Raw genomic sequence first — 24,971 nt, 5'->3', positions numbered from 1 at the left:
ATCAGTACACCTTATTGGGGTCAAAGGCGTCACGAACTGCTTCGCCGATAAAAATCAACAGCGATAGCAGCACCGCCAAAACCAGGAATGCAGTTATTCCCAGCCACGGAGCTTGCAGGTTATTTTTACCCTCCAATAACAGCCCGCCTAATGAGGGGGAGCCCATCGGCAAACCAAACCCGAGGAAATCCAGTGAGGTAAGGGTGGTAATGGAGCCGCACAGAATAAAGGGCAAGAAGGTTAGGGTGGCCACCATCGCATTGGGCAGCATGTGCCGCGACATAATCACCCGGTCACGAACACCCATCGCCCGCGCCGCCCGGATATAGTCATAATTTCGGGTGCGCAGAAACTCTGCCCGCACCACGCCGACCAGCCCCATCCAACCAAATATCACTGTAATGGCCAATAGCCACCAGAAATTGGGCTGCACGATACTGGAGAGTAAAATCACTAAAAATAAGGTCGGCATCCCTGACCAAACTTCAATAAAGCGTTGCCCTAACAAGTCAACGCGACCGCCGTAATAGCCTTGAATGGCACCGGCGCAAATACCAATCACGCTGGAGAACAAGGTCAAGGTCAGGCCAAATAACAGCGAAATACGAAACCCATAAATGACCTTAGCTAACACATCGCCGCCGGTGCTGTCCGTGCCCAGCCAATTGGTTCGGCTAGGGGGCGAAGGGAAGGGCACGTCGGTTGCAAAATTGATGGTGTTATTACTAAAACGAATCGGAGCCCAGATGGCCCAGCCATGTTCTTTAATGCGGTTAATCACGTAGGGGTCTTGATAATCAGCGGCCGTGGTTAAAATGCCGCCAAAAGTCGACTCGCTGTAATTGGTCATAAAAGGCATGTAAATTTTGCCCTGATAGCTCACCAGCAGCGGTTTATCATTGGCAATGAACTCGGCAAACAAGCTGATAATAAACAGGGTTAGGAAAATCCACAGCGACCAGTAACCACGGCGATTTCGGCGAAATTGATTCCAGCGGATTTGATTAATAGCACTTAGCCGTATCATTAGTGGCGGCCCTCAAAATCAATGCGTGGATCCACCAGGGTATAGGTGATGTCGCTGAGAATATTGAGCAGTAAACCAATCAAGGTGAAAATATAAAGAGTGCCAAACATCACCGGATAATCGCGCTGTAAGGTGGCGTCGTAGCCCAGTAATCCTAAGCCATTGAGTGAAAACATCACTTCGATTAACAGTGAGCCGGTGAAAAACATACTGACAAACGTCGCCGGAAAACCGGCAATCACCAGCAACATGGCATTTCGAAATACATGGCGATACAGAATTTTCTCTTCGGGTAGACCTTTCGCGCGGGCGGTGACCACATATTGTTTGCGGATTTCGTCGAGGAAGGAATTTTTGGTCAGCATCGTCAATGTAGCAAAGCCGCCAATCACTGTGGCCAATACGGGCAAGGTGATATGCCATAAATAATCGGTTATTTTGTGATACCACGACAGGGTATCCCAGTTACTGGACACCAAGCCACGCAGCGGGAATAAGTCGAAATAACTGCCGCCGGAAAACAGCACCACCAATAACATCGCGAACAAAAACGAAGGAATAGCATAGCCGATAATAATTAAGGTGCTGCTCCAAGTATCAAAAGCTGAGCCATTGCGCACGGCCTTTTTAATGCCCAGCGGGATGGAGACAATATAAATTATCAGAGTGCTCCATAGCCCAAGTGAGATAGATACTGGCAGGCTATGCTTAATCAAGGACATAACCGACTCGCCACGAAACAGACTGTCGCCGAAATCAAAGCGGACATAGCTCCATAACATGTCGAAATAGCGCTGATACAGCGGTTTGTCGAAACCAAAACGCTGTTTGATTTCGGCAATAACTTCCGGGTCTAACCCGCGCGAACCCCGGTAGTTACTCTCTCCTACTTGTGCTGCATTCAGGCCAACTTTTGCCCCTCCCAATGCGGCGTCACCGCTACCGGCGCTATATCCGCCGGATTGGCCCAGTTCAATGTTGGCGATAGCCTGATCAACTGGCCCACCAGGGGCAATTTGCACGATAAAAAAGTTGATAGTAATAATCGCCCACAAGGTGGGAATAATCAGCAATAGCCGTCGTAATAGATATGCGCCCACAACAGCCCCTTAGTAACGATCTGCTGGCAGGCGAGCTGCCTTGTTGACATCAAACCACCAGCTATCAAATCCTAGCGAGTAAGTGGGCCTATCTGCGGGCTGCGAAAATTTATCCCAATAAGCAAAGCGAGAATGGTTGGAATACCACATCGGGATCATCAGCGAGTTCCAGGTCAATACGCGGTCAAGCGCTCGACCAATAGACAGCAAAGCATCGGGTTGTTCCTGATGTTTGACAATTTGCTCAATTAGGTTATCTATTGCCGGGTCTTTAATACCAGAAGAGTTATAACTGGAATCAATATACTCCGAGCTCCACAAAATTTGCAGATTCGGGCTAGGGTAAGGGAAGGCACTGTAAACCGTCGGGATCATATCGTAATCCCGGCTACGCAGGCGGTTAACAAATTGGGAACTATCAACCTCGCGAATATTCATAGTGATGCCCAACCGCTCTAAATTGTGCTTAAACGGTTGAACATATTGGAAATTACTGCCACTGAGTAACAGTAATTCAAACTCAAAAGGTTTGCCTGTTTTGCTGTTAACCAATTTCTGGTCTTTGATTTCCCAGCCAGCTTCATTGAGTAACTCACGGGCTTTTAACAGATTATCCCGCGAGTCACCGCTGCCGTCAGTGTGTGGCGGTTGATAGAGCTGAGTAAAGACTTCTGGTGGGATAGTCCCTTTAAGCGGCGCTAACCAGGCCAGTTCAGCACTGTCCGGATAACCGGTTGCTGCATATTCGGTATTCTGGAAGAAGCTATTAGTGCGCTGATAGCTGTTGAAATAAAAGGCTTTATTCATCCAGTCAAAATCAAATGCCAATGTCAGCGCTTGGCGAACCCGGCGGTCGCTAAAAATAGGGCGCTGGACATTAAATGCCAGCCAACGGGTATTTTGCGCAGAATTATCAATGATATCCTGTTTGACGATATAGTTTTTATCGAAGTTGCCACCCACATATTGCGTTGCCCAACTTTTCGGGGAAGTTTCCTCACGGAAATCAAACGCGCCAGCTTTAAATGCTTCCAGTGCAACTTTATCGTCTAAATAATAATCATAACGGATGGTGTCAAAATTATACTGGCCGCGATTGACGGGCAGGTTCGCTGCCCAATAGTCTTTAACTCGCTCATAAGTAACAAACTGGCCCATTTTATATTTACCAATACGATAAGGGCCGCTACTTACAGGCGGTTTATTCAGTGGATCACTGAGTTTGTGATCTTTCCAAAAATGCTCTGGCATCACCGGCAGGCCAAATAAACCCAGCATTTTATCTTTATTAGGTTCTGGGAATTCAAAACGTACTGTCAGGCGAGAAATGGCTTTTACTTTCACACCTTTATAGACAATGCGAAATTGCGGCACCCCTTCGGTCATGAATTTATTGAAGGTGAATGCCACGTCTTGTGCGGTAATTGGCGCGCCATCGTGGAAACGGGCATGAGGATTGATATCCACTTCAATCCAATGAAAATCGGGCGCATAACGCGCGGATTCGGCAATTAAGGGGTAATGGCTACCAATTTCATCGTCCGAGGTGGTAAATAACGAGTCATAGAGCCGCTCAGTGCGTATTGCCGGGTTACCACGTAATGCATAGCGGTTAAAATTATCAAAGGTACCAATTGCAGATAGCGTTATATCACCGCCTTTAGGCGCGGCGGGATTAACATAATCAAAATGGCTAAAATCTGATGAATATTTAGGTTCGCCCAGTATGGCAAAAGAGCTGCCTTCTTTAATAGTTTCAGCCTGTAGGCCAAAGCTTAAGGCTGCAAGTACCAAGGTTACAAGTAGGCGTAACAACATATTGACGGCGATCTCCTGCTGTTATTTTGATAGCGATTTTCTTATACGAAATTACCAGTTTGCAGGGGTAAAGCAAACATTAAGCCGATGAGTTTTTGTTACGAATTACTTTTGTTACAAAACTTGATTAAATCCTCAACAGACAAAGGTTTGCAAAGCAAATAACCTTGCAAGAAGTTAACACCATGTTGTTCTAAATACTGGACTTGTTGTTCCGTTTCAACGCCTTCGGCGATAGTTTCAATATTGAGATTCTGCGCAAGCATTAATACGGCATCCAATACCGGCGCGGCGACAGTATTAATGCCGATGGTGCTGACAAAACCGCGATCGATTTTAATATAATCCAGTGTGAAACGTTCTAAATAGATAAGTGCGCTATGCCCAGTGCCAAAGTCATCCACTGCGATTTCAACCCCTTGGGCGCGCAGCCAATCAAATTGCTCAATAGCCAACTCTTCTTCAACCATACCTCGCTCGGTAATTTCGAATACGGGAGCAAAAATATAGGTGTTGAGTTGCTGCAACATGTGTAACACATCTTTACGGAAGTCATTATCAGCAAGATGGACTGGCGAAATATTAAAGGCCAATTTTGTTCCTGTCGGGAAGCTGCTTTCCATTAATTTGCTGTCGCGGATGATTAACTCAAATAAATGTCGGGTGAGTGGTTGAATCAAATGCTGAGTTTCAGCATAGGGAATAAAAACATCAGGTGAAATTCGTCCTTCGATAGGATGATTCCAGCGGATAAGTGCTTCCAGCCCTGAGATGGTACGATCTTGTGCACTAAATGCCGGTTGATACTCAACGGAGAATTCACCGCGCCTAATACCGCGTAAGATTTCAGCTTCAGCACTCTTGCTGGCGATTAAAATATAATATGCCAAAATGCCGACTAAACCTGAAAGTAACAACCCGCCTAAGATAGTTAGGCGAATATCATCCGCAGTTAGGTTGGCGTGATAAATCAGTATTTTTATTGGGTAACTGGGGAGTTGAACTTCATGCGAAGCTTTGGTTGGTAATTGGCTTACCGGTATAACGTTAGAATTAAAAGTCGTTATTGCTAAATCATCAATAACGATGGCTAAGTCATTTGGTTGACTCTCAGAATGACTCATTAACAAATAAGGATGTAAGGTTAATTCTAGTGTTGCCAATACCCCGGAATTATCCCAGCCAGCTTCACGCAGCCATACGCCAATTGCCGGTTTACTTGGCATCATAGGAGTACCTTGCTGAATTTTGAAGTCTAAAGGCTGGGATACATTCAGTTTGGGATATAACTCACTCACAGGAAGATGCATTTCCCCGGTGGCCGAAGAACAATAAGCAATACCATCACGAACCAGCACGAAAGCCCTAACCCCATTGGTAAATGCAGCACGATAGTGCAGCGCTGAACTGGCCTGTTCACAGGTTTTTGAACTCAAAGGGATAAGCTGAGACATGGTTGTCGTCAGTTCATTAAGATACTGAGACGAATATGCGACTATATGCTCGCTTTGTGTTGTTAATTTACGCTCACTACTGCGATAAAGTAATGACAATGTAATAATGACAAAACAAATAAAGAAACCAAGTGCGAGGGTGACACTTTTTTTAATCAAATTACGGCGGGATAAAATATTGCGGGAGAACGCACTGTTTGAATCCATGTTACGTTGCTCCTCAGCATGATTAAAGTGTTATGAGTATAAGTAAGTTAGCAGCACAGCGCTACCGGTTTGCTAGAGAGCATTAATAAGCTTATCAATTTGAGTTTTATCAAAAATAAGTAAAGTGCTTTTTAGATGCATCAATTGGGTTGAGGAGGGATACTTAATTTGTACTGATGCATTTTAGGAATATAAATCAGTAAAAAAATTTCAGCTTATTACTACAATCCACTTAATTAACGAGAGGGAGTTTGTTGTCTAATATGCCTTAGTGCCAGTAAACACTGACTCAACTGGCGCAGATCTTACACAGAAAATTCTCAAGTTTCGCTATTCTAAAAAAAAAAAGACATTTCCTACAAAGCGGATGGGATAAGGAGTAGATCTGTGAGGGGGCTGGCAATAAAAAACGCCGCCAGAGGCAGCGTTTCATCGTTTCGTTTGGCATCTCAGACAACAGGAATAAAAATTTGCTAGCTGCGCGAACCGCTACTTAGTACTCGGCGCCCATCACGATAACGCTTATTCCAATAATCTTCATTTAGGCTTGATATTGTCACACCGACGCTAGTCGACGCATGAACAAATTTATCGTTACCTAAGTAGATACCAACATGACGGCCAGTCGAACCTGCTCGGAACAATACTAAGTCACCGGGGCGCAATTTAGTCCGCTGGATTGTTTTGCCCACACCTTGCTGTTCAGATGTCGAACGCGGCAAATCCATACCAAATTGTTCACGGAAAGTGGTTTGTACAAATGCGGAACAATCAATACCGCGTTTGGTGCTACCGCCTAAACGATAACGAACCCCTTTCCACCCTGCATATTGTTCTAAAATTTTCGACTTGATGTCAACGTTGCGCACCATTGCTTCGAATTCATCCTGAGAGGCTTGCAGTAAAAGCCCATCTTTGTCATTAACTGCACGCATCTCAGCTTGTGTTTTATGTAAGTCCGAAGTCTGTGGTGAACTACACGCGGATAACATAACCGCTACTGCAACCGCAGGAATTACCCGCAGAATATATCTCATAATAGGTTGAGACTTGACCATTATTGTTGTTTTCCCTTGCTGTCCTTACGACGGATGTCGCTACCAAAAATGCCAAACGAATCGAGATTATTGATTGTGGTCTGATGAGACAATCACTTAACCCAATAAATGTGCGGAAACGCACAATATTAATTGGGTCTCAGATTGAAATACTGATATCTGAGCACAAACGCTTTTGAGACTACCGTAATGATTTATAAAAGGCGAGATTTTTTATAACCATTATTTTACTAAATGTTAATACAGTATGAGGTTTGATATAAAAAACAGCACAAATAGGGTTGTGAATATTTTGTAATGGTAGATAAGGAAAGAGGTTAATGTTATTTGGGGCAAAAAATAGACAATTTTGCCCTAATATCAGCGCCCTTAGTGGGTTATTTACTTCTTTCACCCGGTAGCGCTCGGCTAATGATAGCAATGACTTTATCACTTAGTGGTGTTAGCAATACCCAACTTAGCCCAACCAGAACCACTGATAGCGAGCCAATAGCAATATCCGTAAACCAATGTGCGCCTATCATGACTCGTGGCATTGAAAATACCACTACAATTAATAAGGCAATAACAAAAGCCCTGCGAGGGAAATAGCGCAATATAAAGCCGGCAAATATCATCAACACCATGCCGTGGTCACCAGGAAAGCTATCGCCAGAGGCATCTTTGGTTGGTATGCCGGTTAACTCACTGACACGATTAATATTATCAAAAACCAGTGTTGGGCTGGGATGCGAAACCGGCAGCATATGTCCTAGCTGGTTGAGAATAACGGCAGTTAACACCATGACAAATCCGGTGACTATCAGCCGGCGACGACCTGAGCGGGGTTCTTTTATATAGAAGTACAAATAAAGCAGTCCCATACAGAGCAGGGAAATAGCATCAAAAGCTCGGTTGTTAGTAATAGCCACTAAATGCAAAAACGAAGGACTAGACAGCAGATGCTGGTTAAAATAGTGGAAAATAGCCGAATCTATTTTCAACCAAAAACCGTGATTCGTTGGGATATACCAGGAAAAAAACAGAGCAATTCCTAGCAAGTTTAGCAGTAATATTGTTGGTAAATTACGACGGGTCATGCGGTGGCCTATACTATAAATCGTGCAACAAAACATCGTGCAGCAAATAAAAGGAAGTGATAAATAAAAAACGGGGCATGTTATACCCCTTTATGTAACCGAATACTTAATAATTCATGCTGTAGCGCATTCCAATCAGCTTCTGTGGCACTAATGAGTTCAATCCGGCTATCCAGCGGGGGGATCTGACGAGTTTCTATTTGCAGGTCATGCCCTTGTCGGTTTATCACTAAGGTTCCCTCGGGAATTCGCATGACGCCCTTTACCCGCTCGACTGGATTTAGTCGCACCCATTCTAAAAGTGGAACCGTATCAAATACGGTATCGGCATTAAATACCCAACCACAGCTAAGATAACCTTGCCCCTTATTTAATGCTCGCCGCCAAGGTTCAGACCCTTTTAAACTTAATGCCGCCAGTCCTTTTTTCGGGGCGGTGTTATGGTGATGTGCCCCATCAGGCAATTCATTATTATTACTGTGTGGGGCATCGAGCAGGGCAATATCAATTTTTCCTTGCTCTGCATAATAGAGCGGGCGGGGCAGTGGTTGTTGCTCATGCCATTGTTGTAATGCGATGTAATCTGCTGCGCTGTAGGTATCTTGTTTATTTGCCACCAGGATATCAGCGGCGGCGAGTTGGTCGCGGAAATTTTCATTTTCGGTATAGCGAGATTCACTTAACTGACGAGCATCCAATAAAGTCAATGTTGCCCGTAGGTCAATCCAGGGCTGATAACTCTCTGAGGTTAATAAGGAGAGAATCTGTTTTGGATGACCCAGACCCGTTGGCTCAATGAGTAAACGGTCGGGTTTGGCCTGTTGTAACAACATATTCAAGCCGACTTGCATCGGTAAGCCATTGACGCAACACATGCATCCACCTGGAATTTCTTTTAATACCGCACCGCTGTCTGCTAATAGCGCCCCATCAATGCCAATCTCACCAAATTCATTGACCAGGACGGCCCATTTTTCATGTTCCGGTTTTTGCGCCAGTAAATGACGAATAGTGGTGGTTTTTCCACAGCCTAAAAAGCCAGTAATCAGGTTGGTTTTTGTCATATTAGCCTCCGAGATTAAATTTATTTTTAATACCCTATTAAGTTTAGTGACATTTTACCCGTTGTTATCCGCAGAGGATATAACTCTGAGTAAGCTTATTATTAAACGAAAAAGGCCAAAATTTAGAGTATTTCCTAGGTCAGGTAAGAACCGCGCCTAATGGGTCTCTTTGGATAAGAAATATACTTTATCTTCATCAGGCTTTTTAGTGAGTTATGGCTGGAGTAGAGCAATAAAAAATGCTCTTTCATACCCATTGTTCTGTCTGGAATCTTCTATTATTTAAAATGACAGATATGAGAGCCGAGGTAGTTATGAGCAATTATCGTGTATTACTTTTAATAACATTAATGTTCTCATGGGTAATATCTTTTGCTGCCAGTAGTGCGCAATCTAAATTACCTGCTTCTGGAACTATTACCTTTTATGGCGCTATTGTTGAAAGTCCATGTGATACCAAATTAGTTGGTCAAGCTATAACAATGAGCTGTTATCGTAATGGTGAAACTCTCACTCAGCGACAAACACTCTCACGTACTATGCCTCTCACTTCCCAATTGCCGGGTAACTTAGCGTCTTCTCGTTTGGAATGGCTGAACCCGCAGCGTAGTTTGGGTGTATTGACTGTCACTTACCTCTAGTATTTCAGGCCACATTGTTTATGTCTGTAAAACATTGCTATCTAAATACGGTTTATCGCAGTGATAAGCCGTGTTTATTAATTTAATGTTTTTAGCTTCAATGATGTTATCTGACCGCAATGAAATTACTTAACCACATGATATACTCGCAGCCATTCAGAGACCCTTTGGTCAGGCCAATTTGGTATTATGAACACCAATGCCTGATGTAGGAAATAAGGTTATGCGGCTATATCAGGAAGTGGGCAGTCAGTTGCGTGAAGCGATTGTCAGTGGACAATACAATGTAGGCGATCGTTTACCGCCCGAGCGCGACATTGCCGAAAATTTCAGCGTTAGCCGCAGTGTGGTTCGCGAAGCATTGATTATGCTGGAATTGGAAAAGTTAGTAGAAGTGCGTAAAGGCTCCGGTGTTTACGTGGTCAATGTGCCTGATATGTCTGCAAGTGGTGAGTCCGCGGGTTCAACTGACAGCGGTTATGGCCCTTTTGAGTTATTACAAGCCCGCCAATTATTAGAAAGCGAAGTTGCTGCTTTTGCCGCGATACAGGCGACTAAAGCCGATATTATCAAAATGCGTCAGGCTATCGAGCAAGAAAAAACGGCGTTAGAAGCGGGCGCTGTCGATGAAAGTGCTGATGAACTCTTCCATTGTTTGCTCGCTCAATCGACACAAAATAGCGTTTTGGCCAATATGGTTGCCGAGGCTTGGCAAGCACGGAAAACCAGCGCGATGTGGCAGGGGGCTCACGGCCATACGGTTGATTTTAGCTATCGCTGGCAATGGTTGGAAGACCATCAAAAAATCCTGCAGGCCGTATTGCGCCGCGACAGTAAAGCAGCCAAGCAAGCTATGTGGCAGCATTTGGAAAATGTAAAACTGAAATTGCTGGAGTTGTCTGATGCTGATCATCCAGACTTCGATGGGTATTTATTTGAGTCTTCGCCGTATCAGCAGGAAGATTAGCGGGGTATTGAATAATAAAATATTGGCTGAATACAGCAGGTATCCAGCCAATATTTAGTGATGCAATTAAGCGTGTTCAGCTAAACGTTTCACGGTTTCTTTCGCACCCAATTGTTGCAAGCTGAGATAGGCCTCAGTGACGGCCTGAACGAATGCAGCTTGTTGTGGCAGGGTCTCACCAAACAGGGCTTTCAACGACAGTAAACTTTGCACTCTGGCAACACCGTCTTCACTGTCGGCCACACATTGTTTAAAGTTCTCTGCCATTGGGTCACGGATATCAATTGCTTGGCCGTTATCATCCACGCCACCCACATAACGCATCCAACCCGCAATCCCTAATGCCAAGCAAGGATAGGTTCCGCCATGCTGTAAATGCCAGCGCACTGAATCTAACATTCGCTGTGGTAATTTCTGGCTACCATCCATAGCAATCTGCCATGTCCGATGTTTTAACGATGGATTACTGTAGCGCTCAATCAGTTGATCGGCATACGCGTTGAGGTCAACGCCGGTGACACGCAGAGTTGGTGCTTGTTCCGCTATCATTAAACGGCGGGCGGTAACACGATAATTCTCATCTGCCATACAGTCATTAATATGTTGATAACCCGCCAGATAACCCAGATAAGAAAGGTAGGAATGGCTGCCATTCAACATGCGCAGTTTCATTTCTTCAAATGGCAATACGTCATCTACCAACTGCACCCCGGCCACTTGCCAGTCAGGACGGCCAGCAACAAATTTATCTTCCACTACCCACTGAATAAATGGTTCACAGGCAATACCGCAGGGGTCGGCAACACCAAGGGTATCGGCGATTTCTTGCAAAGTTTCTGCGGTAGCCGCAGGTACAATGCGATCCACCATGGTGTTAGGGAAGGTGACATTCTGGCTTATCCAGCTGGCCAGCTCAGGATCTCGGGCGGTTGCCAGACCTAACACCGCATTTTTTACCACATGACCATTTTCTGGAATGTTATCACAGGAAAGCACAGTAAAAGGTGGCAGGCCGCGTAAGCGACGTAACCGAAGCGCTTCTACCAGCACCCCTGGCGCGGAAGTTGGGGCATCAGGAATTGCCAGGTCAGCACGTACAAACTCATTTTGCAGGTCCAGCTGGCCAGTACCAGGTTCGATGCAATACCCTTTTTCAGTGATAGTCAGCGAGACGATAGCCACTTGTGGTTCTGCCAATTTCTCAAGGACTTGCATGATGCCATCGAGCCGGGCATGGACTGATTCACAGACTGAGCCGACAACAATGGCTTGATTATTTTGTGCCCCTTTTTCCAATACGGAGAAAAGATGGTCTTGCTGACGTAAACTTTGAATCAGTGCGTCGCCGCCCAACAAGCTGACTTCGCAAATCCCCCAGTCTCCCCCTTGTTTATTTAATACCCGGTCAGTGAGCAGTGCTTGATGCGCGCGATGAAATGCACCAAAACCAATGTGAACAATTCGGCTTTTTAGCGCGGTTCTATCATAAGTAGGCAGCTGCACGGTTGCGGGAAGTGGGCTGTTGGCAATGGTGTTCATAAGAGGCTCCAAAATCATTCACCCCACGATTATTGCAAGGGGGTTGACATAAAAGGTGGCAAATAAAAAGTTGTTAGACCAGTTTTGATAGGCTTTTTATAAGGAAAACCACCGTATGCTGACCATTTTCTTTTTCTCGTTGCCATGAATATCGGCTTGCAGTGTAAAGCCATATGACAGAAAATAAAATTGGTAAGTCCAATATTGATTGTTTTCGTGAAGTGGATCAACCAATGAGCTTTTGCTTTTTGACACTTAGTGCCGAAAGAGTGAGGATAAAGCTGAGTGATACCTCTTGGAAATCGGTATAACAACATTTTTAGCACACCTGAAAAATTTACGCAGAAGGTAAAAATAAATGGAACAAACATGGCGTTGGTATGGCCCGAATGATCCGGTGTCGTTAGATGATATCCGTCAGGCTGGCGCAACTGGAGTAGTAACTGCGTTACATCATATCCCGAATGGTGAAGTTTGGCCTGTGAGTGAAATCAAACAACGTCAGGCTGAATTGGCGGCGAAAGGTTTGGTATGGTCGGTAGTGGAAAGTGTGCCTATCCATGAAGAAATCAAAACACACAGCGGCAACTATCAACAACACATCGACAATTATAAGCAAACGCTACGTAATCTGGCGGCCTGTGGTATTGATACCGTGTGCTACAACTTTATGCCAGTACTGGATTGGACGCGTACTGACCTGGAATATCAATTACCTGATGGTTCCAAAGCATTGCGTTTTGACCAGATAGCCTTTGCTACCTTCGAGTTGCATATTCTAAAACGCCCTGGTGCTGAGAATGATTACACTGCTGAAGAGCAGGCGCAGGCGAAAGAATATTTCGCGGCAATGTCTGATGCCGATATCGCCAAGCTGACAGGCAATATTATTGCCGGTTTGCCAGGAGCTGAAGAGGGTTATACGCTGGATCAATTCCGCGCACGTTTGGCTGAATATGATGGTATCGATAAAGCGCAACTGCGTGAAAATATGGGCTATTTTTTGCGTGAGATCATACCTGTTGCTGAACAGGTCGGCTTGCGTATGGCGGTGCATCCTGATGATCCACCGCGTCCGATTCTTGGCCTGCCGCGTATCGTTTCAACAATTGAAGATATGCAGTGGCTGAAAGAAACCGTTGATAGTATTCATAACGGTTTTACCATGTGCACCGGTTCTTATGGCGTACGGGCTGATAATGATTTGGTAGAGATGATCGAGACTTTTGGTGATCGTATCCACTTTACTCACCTGCGCTCAACCTGCCGTGAAGGGAATCCAAAAACCTTCCATGAAGGCGGTCATTTGCAAGGTGATGTCGACATGTACTCTGTCGTTAAGGCCATTTTAACGGAAGAACAACGTCGTCAAGCTGCTGGTGATATGCGTCCGATCCCTATGCGCCCAGATCATGGCCATCAGATGTTGGATGATTTGCATAAGAAAACCAATCCGGGCTATTCCGCCATTGGTCGCCTGAAAGGGTTGGCAGAAGTCCGTGGTGTGGAGTTGGCGCTGAAGCGGGCGTTCTTCCCCGAGCTGAAGTAATAAGAGCTAAAGTAATATAAGAATAGTTAAGGGCCGGGAAACTGGCCCTTAATCTAGAGAGCTAAAAGTTAGTCAGCACGGCCCATATAGCGGCGTTCTGCAATATGAATCCGAATTTTCTCACCAGGGCTGATGTATTCTGGCACCTGAATTGACAGACCGGTACTCATCACTGCGGGTTTGTTACGGGCACTGGCAGATGCGCCTTTAATGCTCGGAGCAGTTTCAACAATTTCCATATCAACGGTTTGCGGCAATTCCAACGCCAGCAATTGGCCGTCCATCGTCAATACTTGCATCCCCGGCATGCCACCCTCAGGAATAAACAGCAACTCTTCTTCAATTTGCTCTTTTTTGAAGTTGTACGGCGTAAAATCTTCATCATCCATAAAGACGTATTCGTCACCATCGATATAAGAGAAATTCACACCGCGGCGGGTCAGGGTGATGGTATCGAGAATTTCATCACCTTTAAAACGCTCTTCAACTTTCAACCCTGTACGCACGTCAGAAAAACGCATCTTATATAGGGTACTTGCACCACGGGCACTTGGGCTTTGTACGTCAATATCTTTCACCAGCAGTAATTTGCCGTTGAGGTTGACCGCCATACCGCGTTTTATTTCGTTAGCTCTTGCCATTTATTAACCGCCAATCAGAATTGAAGATAAGTTGCGACAAGTTACTCGCGCCGCTGGTTTCAGGCAAGCGGATAGCGCAAAAAAGCCTAAGATTTTCACTATAAAATCCGCCTTACGCATACACCGGTAAAATGCCAAACAATGCTGCAATATGAGCGACGGCATTAATCAAACCAAACAGGATAATAAAACCAATCATAGCGCGTCCACCGGGAGCACGATAAACCGCACGTGGGAAGCGTTTACGGCTGGCGCGAGCCATCAAGGCTGGCACAATCACCGCCCAAATGGTGGCGGCTAACCCCGCAAAACCAATGGCATAGAGAAAACCATTCGGGAACAGCAGGGCTCCGAGGGTTGGCGGTATAAAGGTGATTAATGCTGATTTGGTTCGCCCGCCGCGATCATCGGAAAACTTAAAGAAATCAGCAATATAATCAAATAATCCAAGAGAAACGCCGAGGAATGAACTGGCCAGGGCCATATAAGAGAAAGCATTAAGTAGCTGGCTGGTGGTTTGACTGGCAGAAACCATATCCATCTGTTTCAGCAGGCTGCCAATATTACCGCCATCGGCAATAACTTGTTTGAATGCTTCCCGGGTAATATTGCCCTGAATGGCGAACTGCCATAAAACATAAATGACTAATGCAATCAAAGTGCCATACAGCAAGCTGCGCACGACGGCTTTGCTGTCTTTGCGGTAATATTTTACCAGCCCCGGCACATTGCCGTGGTAGCCAAATGAGGTCAGTAAGTAGGGCAGTGCTGCCAATGCATAAGGTAAATAATTGGCGGTGCTATCCGTTTGATTGAACAAAACGGCCGTTTCTACATGGCTGAACATATCACCGACGGACATAACGAAAGTGATAACCATGCCACCTATCAATATTGTGCTTAAACGGTCTACCGCGCGGGTAGATAACCACACAATAAAGGCGACTAATAATGCAAAAATAAAGCCCGCCCCGGACTGACTAATCCCAAAGGTATTTTGCAGTGTATGCGTAATAATTGAACCGCCGGCAGAGATATAGGCGTAGGTCAGGATGTAGAGGACAAAGGTTATCGACAACCCATTGATAGAGCTCCAGATTTTGCCCAGCAAGTCTTGCACCATAGTGTGAAAACTGGCTCCACTCGGATAGTTTAGATTGGCTTCCAAAATCATCAGACCGGAAATTAACATACAAGCCCAAGTATAAATCAGCAGCATCACTGATCCACTGAACCAGACGCCAGCTGTCACTATGGGGATTGAGAACATGCCAGCGCCGACTGCGGTACCAGCAACTATCATGGCACCACCAAGGACGGAGGGGCGTGCTAGGGGTTGAGGCAAATCCATGGTAACTCCAAATCCCTTTGGTACTTGGTGTCGCTGGGGCGTTTTCCACTTATCCGAATCACTTACTGTTGTAAGATCAACTGGATAAGTTCACTTGCGGCCTGCCGGCAACGGCAACTACTTTGGGGATAAATAAGGGGGTTAATGTCGTTCTATAGTTAATAGATCTTTTGTACTAGCTCAATGGTACATGTTGGCGTTGCCGCTGTAAACAGTTGAATATGCTTGCAGGGATAATTCAGTCAGTTATTCGTCTGGCTATCACATTTATAACTGAGTGAATATCGTACAACTTGGGCAGTGGGATGGGAAAATATCCGATTAAAGGCGCGGCTGATAACCATCCGACCTTGGCTGTTGCGAGTGAGTCGGGGCGATGCGCCATGAGGCGCTCCGGCAGTAGGTCGCCGCGCCAAAAGAGTACCGGCGCGTCTTAATGTGATGAGTTCAGTTTTAACACTGGCAGTTAATGAGGGAGATTGCTATTGTCGGCACTTAATCCACCAGCCTACAGGAGCTTGCTGATGGACTGTCGCTCAGATTGCGGTGCATGCTGTATTGCTCCTTCGATTTCCAGCCCCATCCCCGGCATGCCATTCGGCAAGCCCGCCAATACGCGTTGCCTGCATTTGAATGACAATATGCGCTGCGATATTTTCCACTCCCCTTTGCGCCCAGCAGTATGTGCCAGCCTACAAGCCTTGCGGGAGATGTGTTTTGATACTCGCGACCAGGCGCTGGTGTATTTAATCCAACTGGAAGCGGATACCGCGCCTTAACTTAGCTGTGGGGCGCGTAAAATTGCTGATTTAGCCATAAATCAATCGCATGGCGGCTGGCCTCAAAGTGAGGTTCGGGTAACTCTTGTGGATTGCACCAGATCCATTGCTGACATTTATCCGGCTCTTTCAGCTCCGCTTGCCCGCCGGGATGTTGTGCTAACAAACAAACCGACACGGTATGTTTGCCTTCCTCACGCCAGGTGAGCAGGTTGTTGCACAGCGCAATGACCTGCATCTCATTGATATATAAACCTGTTTCTTCGGCTACTTCGCGTTGAGCTGCTTGTTCAAAAGACTCTCCGGCCTCCATATGTCCGCCAGGAATTGACCAATAAGGCGCATGCTGACCGCAGCGCTTACCCAGCAGTATTTCACCTTGCTGATTAACAATAATGACACCCACACCGACTACAACTGCCATTGTTTTGACTCCTTTATAATAGCTGTCAGCAAGCATCAGCTGGTTAGGCTGATTTGTTGCTGACATCAGCACGTTCATCATGAAAATGTGCGGAGTGTCAAAAATCTATCAAGAATAAAAGCAGAAAACTTGCATATATTCTTAGTCGGAAACACACTCCTTGAAACGTTTCAGCGTTATCTCGTCACCAGATGATAAAGGGTAACGCTCCTTTTTCTCACAAAAGCTGAAACGATTCAATTTCAGCGGAGAGGAGACATAATGTTCCAGTTATCTACGAAAGATATCCATCTGGCTGCTCAAGCAGACAGCAAAAACGAGGCGATTAACCAAGTGGCAGCGGCGCTGACTCAGGCTGGCTGTGTTAGCGCCGCTTATGTCGATGGCATGTTAGCCCGTGAGCTGCAAACCTCGACTTATCTGGGTAATGGCATTGCCATTCCACATGGTACCACTGATACCCGCGACTTGGTGCTCAACACTGGAGTGCAGGTTTTCCAATTCCCGCAAGGTATTGCGTGGGGGGAAGATCAAACCGCCTATATCGTCATTGGGATTGCCGCTCGTTCAGATGAACATTTGGCATTACTGCGCCAATTGACCCATGTATTAAGCGATGATGCGGTCGCCGCTCAGCTGGCAACAACCACTTCAGCTGAAGAGTTACGCAGTTTGCTGATGGGCGAGCAAAAAGCCGCTGAATTCCACTTTGACACGTCACTGATAGCACTTGATGTCGCGGCGGATAATTTGATTACCTTGCAGGCGCTAAATGCGGGCCGTTTACAGCAAATCGGGGCCGTAGATGCGCATTTTGTTAGCGATGTCATCACCCGTGAGCCACTGAATCTGGGGCAGGGCATTTGGCTGAGCGACAGTACTGAAGGCAACCTGATGAGTGCCGCCACTGTCAGTCGCCCGGCTACGGCCTTTGAGCATCATGGTGAAAAAGTGGCGTTGCTGCTGACACTGTCCGTTGCGGATGACCAGCCGCTCTCTGTGCTGAACTATTTAAGTGATTTACTGCTGGCGAAAAAAGCTGACGCGTTGCTGAACGCCGATGCCGCGGCACTGCTGGCATTGCTGAGCAGTGAATATGTTGAGCAGAAGGAAGTGTTAAGCGCTGAGTTTGTTATTCGTAATGAACACGGGTTACATGCGCGCCCAGGAACAATTTTAGTCAATACAATCAAACAGTTTACCAGTGAAATTACCGTAACCAATCTGGACGGCACCGGTAAACCTGCTAATGGACGGAGTCTGATGAGAGTGGTGGCATTAGGGATTAAAAAAGGCAATCGCCTGCGCTTTACCGCCAGCGGTGAAGATGCACAGGCCGCACTGGATGCGATTGGTGAAGCTATCTCCGCCGGTTTGGGCGAGGGGGTAGCATGAGCAGAAGAGTCGCAACCATCACACTGAACCCGGCTTATGATCTGGTCGGTTTTTGCCCGGAAATTGAACGCGGTGAAGTTAACTTAGTGAAAACTGCCGGTCTGCATGCCGCAGGTAAAGGTATTAATGTTGCCAAGGTACTGAAAGACTTGGGAATTGATGTCACTGTCGGCGGCTTCCTTGGTAAAGATAACCAAGACGGTTTCCAACTGTTATTTAGCGAACTGGGTATCGCCAACCGTTTTCAGGTGGTGCCCGGCCGCACCCGCATTAACGTCAAACTGACCGAAAAAGATGGCGAAGTGACGGATTTCAACTTCTCCGGCTTTGAAGTCACCAAACCGGATTGGGATCGCTTTGTCACTGATTCTTTGAGTTGGTTAGGGCAGTTCGACATGGTTGCCGTGAGCGGCAGTCTGCCATCCGGTGTTAATCCTGATGATTTTACCGATTGGATGAAACGCCTGCGCAGCCAATGTCCGTGCATTATTTTCGACAGCAGCCGTGAAGCACTGGTTGCAGGTCTGAAAGCCTCGCCGTGGTTGGTTAAACCAAACCGCCGTGAGCTGGAGATCTGGGCTGGTCGCCCATTACCTGAACTGAGTGATGTGGTGGAAGCAGCACATGCGCTGCGTGATCAAGGAATTGCTCATGTGGTGATTTCGCTCGGAGCGGAAGGGGCGCTGTGGGTCAATGCGTCTGGAGCATGGCTGGCAAAACCACCGGCTTGTGAAGTGGTCAGTACCGTGGGAGCGGGTGACTCGATGGTCGGTGGCTTGATCTATGGATTGTTGATGCGCGAATCCAGCGAACACACGTTGCGTTTAGCAACGGCGGTTGCTGCGTTGGCCGTGAGTCAGAGCAATGTTGGTATTACGGATCGCCCGCAGTTGGCAGCCATGATGGCGAGAGTTGACCTGAAACCCTTTAATTGATCTCCGGAGGCGAAATGAAAACGCTACTAATAATAGACAGTTCGCTCGGGCAGGCCAGAGGCCACCTTGCGACCCTGATGTTGGGTGCTGCGGCGGCAAAAGCAGGGCTGAGCTGGGTATCGAGTGCCGCTGATGCGGAGTTGGTGATTGTTGCTGGGCAATCAGTCCCTGCTGACAGTGCGCTGAACGGCAAAAAAGTGTATGTCGGTGAAGTGGAGAAAGCGGTTCGCGATCCTGAAGGTTTTTTGGCTCAGGCCATTGCACAAGCTAAACCTTATCAGGCTGCGGTCAGTGCAACGCCAGCCACTGGCCCTAAACGCATTGTCGCGATTACGGCTTGTCCAACGGGTGTGGCACATACCTTTATGGCAGCTGAAGCCATTGAAAGTGAAGCTAAAAAACGTGGCTGGTGGGTGAAAGTTGAAACCCGCGGTTCGGTTGGCGCGGGCAACGCAATTACCCCAGAAGAAGTGGCAGCAGCCGATCTGGTGATTGTGGCGGCTGATATCGAAGTGGACTTGGATAAGTTCGCCGGTAAGCCTATGTACCGCACCACCACGGGTCTGGCTTTAAAGAAAACTGCGCAAGAGCTGGATAAAGCATTAATTGAAGCCCAAGAGTATCAGCCGAAAACCGGCAGTGCCGGGGCGAAAAAAGCTGAAACCGGTGGCCCCTATCGCCATCTGTTGACCGGCGTGTCTTACATGTTGCCAATGGTTGTTGCCGGCGGTTTGTGTATTGCGCTCTCGTTCGTGTTTGGTATTAAAGCATTTGAAGTTAAAGGCACTCTGGCGGCGGCCTTGATGCAAATCGGCGGCGGCTCTGCCTTTGCCTTGATGGTTCCGGTTTTGGCGGGTTTTATTGCCTTCTCGATTGCTGACCGCCCAGGTCTGACACCGGGTTTAATTGGCGGTATGTTAGCGGTCAGCACTGGCGCGGGCTTCCTTGGCGGTATCATTGCCGGTTTCCTTGCTGGTTACGTGGCGAAAGCCATCAGCACCAAGCTGCACTTGCCGCAAAGTATGGAAGCGCTTAAGCCGATACTGATTATCCCGCTAGTCGCTAGCTTGATTGTCGGTTTGGTGATGATTTATGTGGTCGGCACGCCGGTGGCAAAAATCATGACTGGCCTGACTAACTGGCTGCAATCTATGGGTACAGCGAATGCGGTACTCTTGGGGGCTATCCTCGGTGCCATGATGTGTACTGATATGGGTGGGCCGGTGAACAAAGCGGCTTACGCCTTTGGTGTCGCACTGCTGAGTTCGTCAGTTTATGCACCTATGGCGGCGATTATGGCGGCGGGGATGGTGCCTCCGTTAGCGATGGGGCTGTCAACACTGTTGGCGCGTCATAAATTTGATAAAGGCGAACAGGAAGGAGGCAAAGCAGCACTGGTACTGGGTCTGTGCTTTATCTCCGAGGGTGCGATTCCATTCGCCGCTCGCGACCCAATGCGTGTCTTACCTTGCTGTATTGCCGGTGGCGCACTGACTGGGGCGCTGTCAATGGCCTTTGGCGCACAGCTGATGGCACCTCATGGCGGTTTGTTTGTGCTGTTAATTCCAGGCGCGATTCATCCGGTACTGCTGTATCTGGTGGCTATTATCGCCGGGACTGTCTTGGCTGGCGGCTTGTACGCCTTGCTCAAACGCCCTGACGCGGTGGTGGCGAAAGTTGCCTAATATCGCGTTGATATAGTATTGCCCATAAAAAACCGGCCTCAAGTGCCGGTTTTTTTATTTCTATTTAATGCGATTGCACTAGATGCCCGCTTGTGACTTCAACCAGGCAATTTCTTCTGCCCAGATATCTGGATTCACGGTTTCCAGAATCAGCGGAATATTATCGAAACGCGCGTCACGCATAATATAGCTGAAGACAGTTTTGCCAATATTCCCTTCACCCAAGCTGTGATGGCGGTCGACACGGCTGTTAAATTCGCTTTTGGCATCATTAAGATGCATACCGCGTAAATATTGGAACCCGACAATATCGCCCAGTGCCGCAAAGGTGCGCTGGCAATCCTCTTCGGTACGTAAATCATAACCAGCTGCGAAGGCATGGCAGGTATCAATACAAACACCGACCCGGCTCTTATCTTCTACACCGGCAATAATGGCGGCCAGATGTTCAAATTTGAATCCTAAATTACTGCCCTGACCGGCGGTGTTTTCAATCACGGCGGTCACGCCTTGGGTTGCATCCAGGGCGATATTAATAGATTCCGCAATGCGGGCCAGACATTTATCTTCATCAATTTGCAGTAAATGGCTGCCGGGATGGAAATTCAGCAATGATAAACCCAGTTGCTGACAACGAACCATCTCATCAATAAAAGCGTCGCGGGATTTTTCCAGTGCCTCTGTGACCGGATGACCAAGATTAATCAAATAGCTATCGTGAGGCAGAATTTGAGCTGAAGTGTAGCCGTACTGCTCGCAAGCCTGCTTAAATTTATCAATAACATCTTCTGCGAGTGGCGCAGCCCGCCATTGGCGTTGATTCTTGGTAAACAGGGCGAAGGCCGTGGCCTCAAGTTCGTGCGCTCTAATCACAGCCTGGTCTACACCACCTGCTGCACTGACATGTGCACCGACAAATTTCATTCCATTCTCCTTTGATAACCGGCCCATTATGGCATTGATAGCGGTCTGATTGAATGGCGAAAGCGGCTAAGAACAAAAGGGCCGCAGATGCGGCCCTCTAAGTTGATGATAAATCGATATTTACAGTCTCGTATTCGTCGGGGCGATTCCCCTGATGGGCGCTCCGGCCGCTTACGTGAATGCGGCCTTTAAATGACAGTCAGATAGCGTTATATCGGTATTAAGCCGCCAAGTGCTGCACCAATACATTGATACCGCTACCGCCTATCAACAACCAGGCAAATAACATCAACGCCAGTAATAGTGGTTTTATCCCGGCTTGGCGGATAGAACCCACATGGGTGGTTAACCCCAGAGCTGCCATCGCCATCGCCAGTAATACAGTATCTAATACAATCAGATGGTTAACCCAAGTTTCTGGTAACAAGTTTAATGAGTTGAAACCAGCCATCAGAATAAATATCACGGCAAACCACGGAATAGTAATGGCACTTTTCTCACGTTTTTTACCGCTGGTTTTCAAGCTACTGCGGCCCAGATAAGCAGAAAGTAGCAGCAAGAAGGGGGCCAGCATCATGACGCGGATCATTTTAGTAATGACGGCTGCATTTTCAGCATCAGGCCCAATGGCATGACCGGCTGCAACCACCTGCGCCACTTCATGAATAGTTGAACCGGCAAAAATCCCAAAAGTTTCCTGACTAAACGGCAGCCATTGGTAATGCAAATTCAACTGATACAGCCAAGGATAAACAAAGATAGCCAGCGTACCGAAAATCACCACAGTCGCGACGGCCACCGCCACTTTACTGGCATCGGCTTTCAACACCGGCTCTGTGGCCATAATCGCCGCAGCACCACAAATACTGCTACCGGCACCAATTAACATCACGGTTTGCTGATCTAGACCAAATACCCGTTTACCTAACCAGCATGCCAGTATGAAAGTCGAACTCAGGGTTAAAAGGTCGATAATCAACCCGGTGGCACCAACATCAGCAACCTGCTGAAAAGTCAGCCGGAAACCATACAAAATGATACCCAGACGCAGCAAATGCTGTTTTGCGAGCATCACCCCGTCAGAGCAGACCGGTTGAACCCAAGGGTAAAGGGTGTTACCCACGACAATGCCGAATAAGATAGCCAGAGTCAGTGCCCCCAGCCCCATATCGATAAACCACGGCATATCACCCACTTTCAGCGCTAACCCAGTCATCACACCGGTCAATACCAAGCCCGGGATATAACGGGTCGGATTAAACTGCCGTGGTCGGGAGAGTCCTGTAGCCTGTGAAGTCGCCATGTTATGTCCTATGTCCTGTAAAGATTGCGCACAGTTTACCTATTTTTCGCATAATAGATAAATTGATTATATATTTATAATCAATCGATATAAGTGATAACGCTGTTAGCCTGAAGGGCTAGGGGCCCAGCAGTGTTTTTTTGTGGAATACGGCAGAGGGCCGCAGCACGCTGAAAGAAAACACTTTTTAATCATGCTTGGTATAGGTAGCGGCTGGCTTTGTTCGGGGGTTTTGCATTTGCTCTCGGAATTTACAGTGGGGTCTTTTGGGGCGGCAAGATTTTGTCACGAGATTTATACTGCTCAATTCTATCTTAATCCGTTTATGCCTCTATATGCAGTTAGAGTTGAGGGAAAATAGAGTTTTCATTTTAATAGGAACAGCATGGCCTTTGCTGTTTTCACCATGATGGAAATTATACTGTCATGACAGTATCGCTGAATTTTCTGAGATCATTAAATGACAAATAACCTGTTTGCGATTGAGACTTCATATGATTATTTTTCAGAGTGAAAAACATTATCTTTAATGAGATGAGATGAGATTGAATGAGAAGCTGGTGGTTAAGTTCCCTTATATATTAAATAGCATTGCTTTTGATATTATATGATTTGAATCCTTCCTTGTTGCACCTATATCGGTGTTGTTTTTTATTTCGGTTAAAACACTATTCGCTATCCTGTTTTATTTTATCTTTTTGATTATTTATTTGATTCCAATGGTGATTTTGGGTGTGTTTAGGACAATTTTCATTAGCTATTGTTTCTGCCTGGTTACGGTAAATCGTATTCTCTGGCTTAGTTTGAGGACCAGTAGCCTGCCAGTCTTAGTCAAAGGTGTTAATCTTATAAAATAGTTGCGGCTATATAATCCTTTCGTCAGTAATTATTATGGAAAAAGGTTCGCTCATCTAATTGGGCAACCGGCGAACTGGCAGATGATAGCATTCTCAATTTTTCACTACAGAGACCGTTATGCACATAACCTTACGTCAACTTGAAGTCTTTACTGAGGTGCTAAAAAGCGGTTCTACCACCCAAGCATCGGTTGTGCTTGCGCTTTCACAATCGGCAGTCAGTGCAGCGTTGGCAGATTTGGAAGGGCAATTAGGGGTGCAACTTTTTGATAGAGTTGGTAAGCGTTTAGTGACCAATGAGCATGGGCGACTGCTTTACCCTAAAGCTCGTGCGCTTCTCGATCAGGCCATTGAAATAGAACAGCTTTTCTTACAGGATTTAGGGGCGTTGCGGATTGCAGCCAGCAGCACCATTGGCAATTATATGTTGCCAGGCATGATTGCAAAATATCGACATGATTTCCCTGGTACCCCGCTGGAACTGAATATTGGTAACACGCAAGATGTTATTGAAGCCGTTGCTGACTTTCGCGGAGATCTTGGCCTAATTGAAGGGCCGTGTCATATGCCGGAATTGATAACACAGGTTTGGCAGCACGATGAGTTGGTCGTATTTGCAGCACCCGATAATCCGTTATGCCATAAAATGTTGACGCTGGAAGAGTTAGCGAATGCCGCTTGGATCCTGCGCGAACGGGGGTCGGGTACGCGAGAAGTTCTTGACCACTTGCTGCTCACAAAATTACCTCATTTTAAATTAGTCATGGAACTGGGTAATTCAGAGGCGATTAAGCGGGCGGTGCATTACGGCATGGGAATAAGTTGTTTGTCACATCGAGTCATTGCTGATCAACTGGCCCGCGGTGAACTTGTCGCGCTTAATATTCCTTTGCCGCCGCTAATCCGAACGTTATACCTGATTCATCATCGGCAAAAACATATCTCCAACGCTTTGCAACGTTTCCTGAGTTATTGTCAGGAAGAGATATGAAAAGGGTGATTTTTACATCAGTGCATTAGCCATATAAAGGAAAGGATTTTAAGTGATTTAGACCAGTATAAAAATGTATTGCGGTAAGAATATTCTGTAGGTGTGAGTTTATTCTGACAATTGCGCTTTTGCTAATAATTGGCCGGGGATCATGAAGGTATCTTATATCAGCGCATTGTTGCT

20 protein-coding genes are annotated in these 24,971 nt (G+C 46.6%); 7 read left to right on the top strand and 13 right to left on the bottom strand.

The annotated features are described in order from the left end of the window. Nucleotide 1 precedes the first annotated feature (1 nt). The 7 genes from YROHD0001_RS0118235 to YROHD0001_RS05725 all read right to left on the bottom strand — a co-directional run bounded on the left by YROHD0001_RS0118235 (nucleotide 2) and on the right by YROHD0001_RS05725 (nucleotide 8,807). The gene (locus YROHD0001_RS0118235; protein ID WP_032817313.1) at nucleotides 2-1,027 is read right to left on the bottom strand and encodes an ABC transporter permease; all 1,026 of its coding nucleotides are present in this window, start codon (nucleotides 1,025-1,027) and stop codon (nucleotides 2-4) included. Further along, nucleotides 1,027-2,127, bottom strand: coding sequence for a microcin C ABC transporter permease YejB (locus tag YROHD0001_RS05700; protein WP_004715521.1), 1,101 nt, complete (start codon nucleotides 2,125-2,127; stop codon nucleotides 1,027-1,029). Before YROHD0001_RS05700 ends, YROHD0001_RS0118235 begins: the two co-directional genes overlap by 1 nt. A 9-nt stretch (nucleotides 2,128-2,136) precedes the next feature. Continuing rightward, nucleotides 2,137-3,945: an extracellular solute-binding protein gene (locus YROHD0001_RS05705; RefSeq protein ID WP_032817311.1), complete on the bottom strand. Its 1,809-nt coding sequence runs from the start codon at nucleotides 3,943-3,945 to the stop codon at nucleotides 2,137-2,139. Nucleotides 3,946-4,043: 98 nt separating this feature from the next. After that, nucleotides 4,044-5,606 carry a cyclic di-GMP phosphodiesterase gene (locus YROHD0001_RS05710; RefSeq protein ID WP_004715519.1) on the bottom strand — a complete coding sequence of 521 codons (1,563 nt, stop codon included), beginning with the start codon at nucleotides 5,604-5,606 and terminating at the stop codon, nucleotides 4,044-4,046. 473 nt (nucleotides 5,607-6,079) lie between these two features. Beyond that, entirely contained in the window at nucleotides 6,080-6,664 is a 585-nt protein-coding gene (gene mepS / locus YROHD0001_RS05715) for a bifunctional murein DD-endopeptidase/murein LD-carboxypeptidase (protein WP_032817309.1), read from the bottom strand. Between the two features lie 377 nt (nucleotides 6,665-7,041). After that, nucleotides 7,042-7,743 (bottom strand): phosphatase PAP2 family protein, encoded by a 702-nt coding sequence (locus YROHD0001_RS05720; protein ID WP_004715516.1) that lies wholly within the window; start codon nucleotides 7,741-7,743, stop codon nucleotides 7,042-7,044. A gap of 80 nt (nucleotides 7,744-7,823) precedes the next feature. Next, on the bottom strand, nucleotides 7,824-8,807 hold the full coding sequence (locus tag YROHD0001_RS05725) for a CobW family GTP-binding protein (RefSeq protein ID WP_004715515.1): 984 nt from the start codon (nucleotides 8,805-8,807) through the stop codon (nucleotides 7,824-7,826). A gap of 864 nt (nucleotides 8,808-9,671) precedes the next feature. On the opposite strand from YROHD0001_RS05725, the gene YROHD0001_RS05730 reads away from it, so the two are divergent. Continuing rightward, nucleotides 9,672-10,415, top strand: coding sequence for a GntR family transcriptional regulator (locus YROHD0001_RS05730; RefSeq protein WP_004715512.1), 744 nt, complete (start codon nucleotides 9,672-9,674; stop codon nucleotides 10,413-10,415). 66 nt (nucleotides 10,416-10,481) lie between these two features. On the opposite strand, the gene YROHD0001_RS05735 is transcribed toward YROHD0001_RS05730, so the two are convergent. Continuing rightward, nucleotides 10,482-11,954 (bottom strand): mannitol dehydrogenase family protein, encoded by a 1,473-nt coding sequence (locus YROHD0001_RS05735; RefSeq protein WP_004715511.1) that lies wholly within the window; start codon nucleotides 11,952-11,954, stop codon nucleotides 10,482-10,484. A gap of 358 nt (nucleotides 11,955-12,312) precedes the next feature. Between YROHD0001_RS05735 and uxuA the strand changes: the two genes are divergently transcribed. Then, nucleotides 12,313-13,503: a mannonate dehydratase gene (uxuA, locus tag YROHD0001_RS05740; protein ID WP_004715509.1), complete on the top strand. Its 1,191-nt coding sequence runs from the start codon at nucleotides 12,313-12,315 to the stop codon at nucleotides 13,501-13,503. A 68-nt stretch (nucleotides 13,504-13,571) separates the two neighbouring features. Here uxuA and yeiP read toward each other — a convergent pair whose 3' ends face one another. After that, nucleotides 13,572-14,144, bottom strand: a complete 573-nt coding sequence (gene yeiP / locus YROHD0001_RS05745; RefSeq protein ID WP_004715508.1) for an elongation factor P-like protein YeiP — start codon at nucleotides 14,142-14,144, stop codon at nucleotides 13,572-13,574. A 112-nt stretch (nucleotides 14,145-14,256) separates the two neighbouring features. After that, nucleotides 14,257-15,495 (bottom strand): tryptophan permease, encoded by a 1,239-nt coding sequence (gene mtr / locus YROHD0001_RS05750; protein ID WP_004715507.1) that lies wholly within the window; start codon nucleotides 15,493-15,495, stop codon nucleotides 14,257-14,259. A 524-nt stretch (nucleotides 15,496-16,019) separates the two neighbouring features. Between mtr and YROHD0001_RS0118225 the strand changes: the two genes are divergently transcribed. Beyond that, entirely contained in the window at nucleotides 16,020-16,274 is a 255-nt protein-coding gene (locus YROHD0001_RS0118225) for a YkgJ family cysteine cluster protein (RefSeq protein WP_032817306.1), read from the top strand. A 1-nt stretch (nucleotide 16,275) separates the two neighbouring features. On the opposite strand, the gene YROHD0001_RS05755 is transcribed toward YROHD0001_RS0118225, so the two are convergent. Next, nucleotides 16,276-16,698 (bottom strand): nucleotide triphosphate diphosphatase NUDT15, encoded by a 423-nt coding sequence (locus YROHD0001_RS05755; RefSeq protein WP_032817321.1) that lies wholly within the window; start codon nucleotides 16,696-16,698, stop codon nucleotides 16,276-16,278. Between the two features lie 261 nt (nucleotides 16,699-16,959). Between YROHD0001_RS05755 and fruB the strand changes: the two genes are divergently transcribed. The 3 genes from fruB to fruA are packed head-to-tail and all read left to right on the top strand — an operon-like array spanning nucleotide 16,960 to nucleotide 20,713. After that, nucleotides 16,960-18,093: a fused PTS fructose transporter subunit IIA/HPr protein gene (gene fruB, locus YROHD0001_RS05760; protein WP_004715504.1), complete on the top strand. Its 1,134-nt coding sequence runs from the start codon at nucleotides 16,960-16,962 to the stop codon at nucleotides 18,091-18,093. Continuing rightward, nucleotides 18,090-19,028 carry a 1-phosphofructokinase gene (gene fruK, locus YROHD0001_RS05765; protein ID WP_032817304.1) on the top strand — a complete coding sequence of 313 codons (939 nt, stop codon included), beginning with the start codon at nucleotides 18,090-18,092 and terminating at the stop codon, nucleotides 19,026-19,028. Before fruB ends, fruK begins: the two co-directional genes overlap by 4 nt. 14 nt (nucleotides 19,029-19,042) lie before the next feature. Further along, nucleotides 19,043-20,713 (top strand): PTS fructose transporter subunit IIBC, encoded by a 1,671-nt coding sequence (gene fruA, locus YROHD0001_RS05770; protein WP_004715502.1) that lies wholly within the window; start codon nucleotides 19,043-19,045, stop codon nucleotides 20,711-20,713. Between the two features lie 78 nt (nucleotides 20,714-20,791). Here fruA and nfo read toward each other — a convergent pair whose 3' ends face one another. Both nfo and YROHD0001_RS05780 read right to left on the bottom strand, forming a co-directional pair. Continuing rightward, entirely contained in the window at nucleotides 20,792-21,637 is an 846-nt protein-coding gene (gene nfo / locus YROHD0001_RS05775) for a deoxyribonuclease IV (protein ID WP_032817302.1), read from the bottom strand. Between the two features lie 220 nt (nucleotides 21,638-21,857). Next, nucleotides 21,858-22,940 carry a YeiH family putative sulfate export transporter gene (locus YROHD0001_RS05780; protein WP_004715500.1) on the bottom strand — a complete coding sequence of 361 codons (1,083 nt, stop codon included), beginning with the start codon at nucleotides 22,938-22,940 and terminating at the stop codon, nucleotides 21,858-21,860. Between the two features lie 975 nt (nucleotides 22,941-23,915). On the opposite strand from YROHD0001_RS05780, the gene yieE reads away from it, so the two are divergent. After that, nucleotides 23,916-24,788: a DNA-binding transcriptional regulator YeiE gene (gene yieE, locus YROHD0001_RS05785; protein ID WP_004715499.1), complete on the top strand. Its 873-nt coding sequence runs from the start codon at nucleotides 23,916-23,918 to the stop codon at nucleotides 24,786-24,788. Nucleotides 24,789-24,971: the final 183 nt, after the last annotated feature.

The organism is Yersinia rohdei ATCC 43380 (assembly GCF_000173775.1).
GTDB lineage: Bacteria > Pseudomonadota > Gammaproteobacteria > Enterobacterales > Enterobacteriaceae > Yersinia > Yersinia rohdei.
This window is presented reverse-complemented; position numbering and strand designations above follow the sequence as displayed.

Bases quoted from the DNA above. Each gene is read 5' to 3' on its own strand.
- YROHD0001_RS05710 (WP_004715519.1), bottom strand. From the start codon at position 5,606: ATGGATTCAAACAGTGCGTTCTCCCGCAATATTTTATCCCGCCGTAAT.
- mtr (WP_004715507.1), bottom strand. From the start codon at position 15,495: ATGGATTTGCCTCAACCCCTAGCACGCCCCTCCGTCCTTGGTGGTGCC.
- YROHD0001_RS05755 (WP_032817321.1), bottom strand. From the start codon at position 16,698: ATGGCAGTTGTAGTCGGTGTGGGTGTCATTATTGTTAATCAGCAAGGT.
- YROHD0001_RS05780 (WP_004715500.1), bottom strand. From the start codon at position 22,940: ATGGCGACTTCACAGGCTACAGGACTCTCCCGACCACGGCAGTTTAAT.
- uxuA (WP_004715509.1), top strand. From the start codon at position 12,313: ATGGAACAAACATGGCGTTGGTATGGCCCGAATGATCCGGTGTCGTTA.
- mepS (WP_032817309.1), bottom strand. From the start codon at position 6,664: ATGGTCAAGTCTCAACCTATTATGAGATATATTCTGCGGGTAATTCCT.
- YROHD0001_RS05735 (WP_004715511.1), bottom strand. From the start codon at position 11,954: ATGAACACCATTGCCAACAGCCCACTTCCCGCAACCGTGCAGCTGCCT.
- YROHD0001_RS05730 (WP_004715512.1), top strand. From the start codon at position 9,672: ATGCGGCTATATCAGGAAGTGGGCAGTCAGTTGCGTGAAGCGATTGTC.
- YROHD0001_RS0118225 (WP_032817306.1), top strand. From the start codon at position 16,020: ATGGACTGTCGCTCAGATTGCGGTGCATGCTGTATTGCTCCTTCGATT.
- yeiP (WP_004715508.1), bottom strand. From the start codon at position 14,144: ATGGCAAGAGCTAACGAAATAAAACGCGGTATGGCGGTCAACCTCAAC.
- fruB (WP_004715504.1), top strand. From the start codon at position 16,960: ATGTTCCAGTTATCTACGAAAGATATCCATCTGGCTGCTCAAGCAGAC.
- nfo (WP_032817302.1), bottom strand. From the start codon at position 21,637: ATGAAATTTGTCGGTGCACATGTCAGTGCAGCAGGTGGTGTAGACCAG.
- YROHD0001_RS0118235 (WP_032817313.1), bottom strand. From the start codon at position 1,027: ATGATACGGCTAAGTGCTATTAATCAAATCCGCTGGAATCAATTTCGC.
- fruK (WP_032817304.1), top strand. From the start codon at position 18,090: ATGAGCAGAAGAGTCGCAACCATCACACTGAACCCGGCTTATGATCTG.
- YROHD0001_RS05725 (WP_004715515.1), bottom strand. From the start codon at position 8,807: ATGACAAAAACCAACCTGATTACTGGCTTTTTAGGCTGTGGAAAAACC.
- YROHD0001_RS05720 (WP_004715516.1), bottom strand. From the start codon at position 7,743: ATGACCCGTCGTAATTTACCAACAATATTACTGCTAAACTTGCTAGGA.
- yieE (WP_004715499.1), top strand. From the start codon at position 23,916: ATGCACATAACCTTACGTCAACTTGAAGTCTTTACTGAGGTGCTAAAA.
- fruA (WP_004715502.1), top strand. From the start codon at position 19,043: ATGAAAACGCTACTAATAATAGACAGTTCGCTCGGGCAGGCCAGAGGC.
- YROHD0001_RS05705 (WP_032817311.1), bottom strand. From the start codon at position 3,945: ATGTTGTTACGCCTACTTGTAACCTTGGTACTTGCAGCCTTAAGCTTT.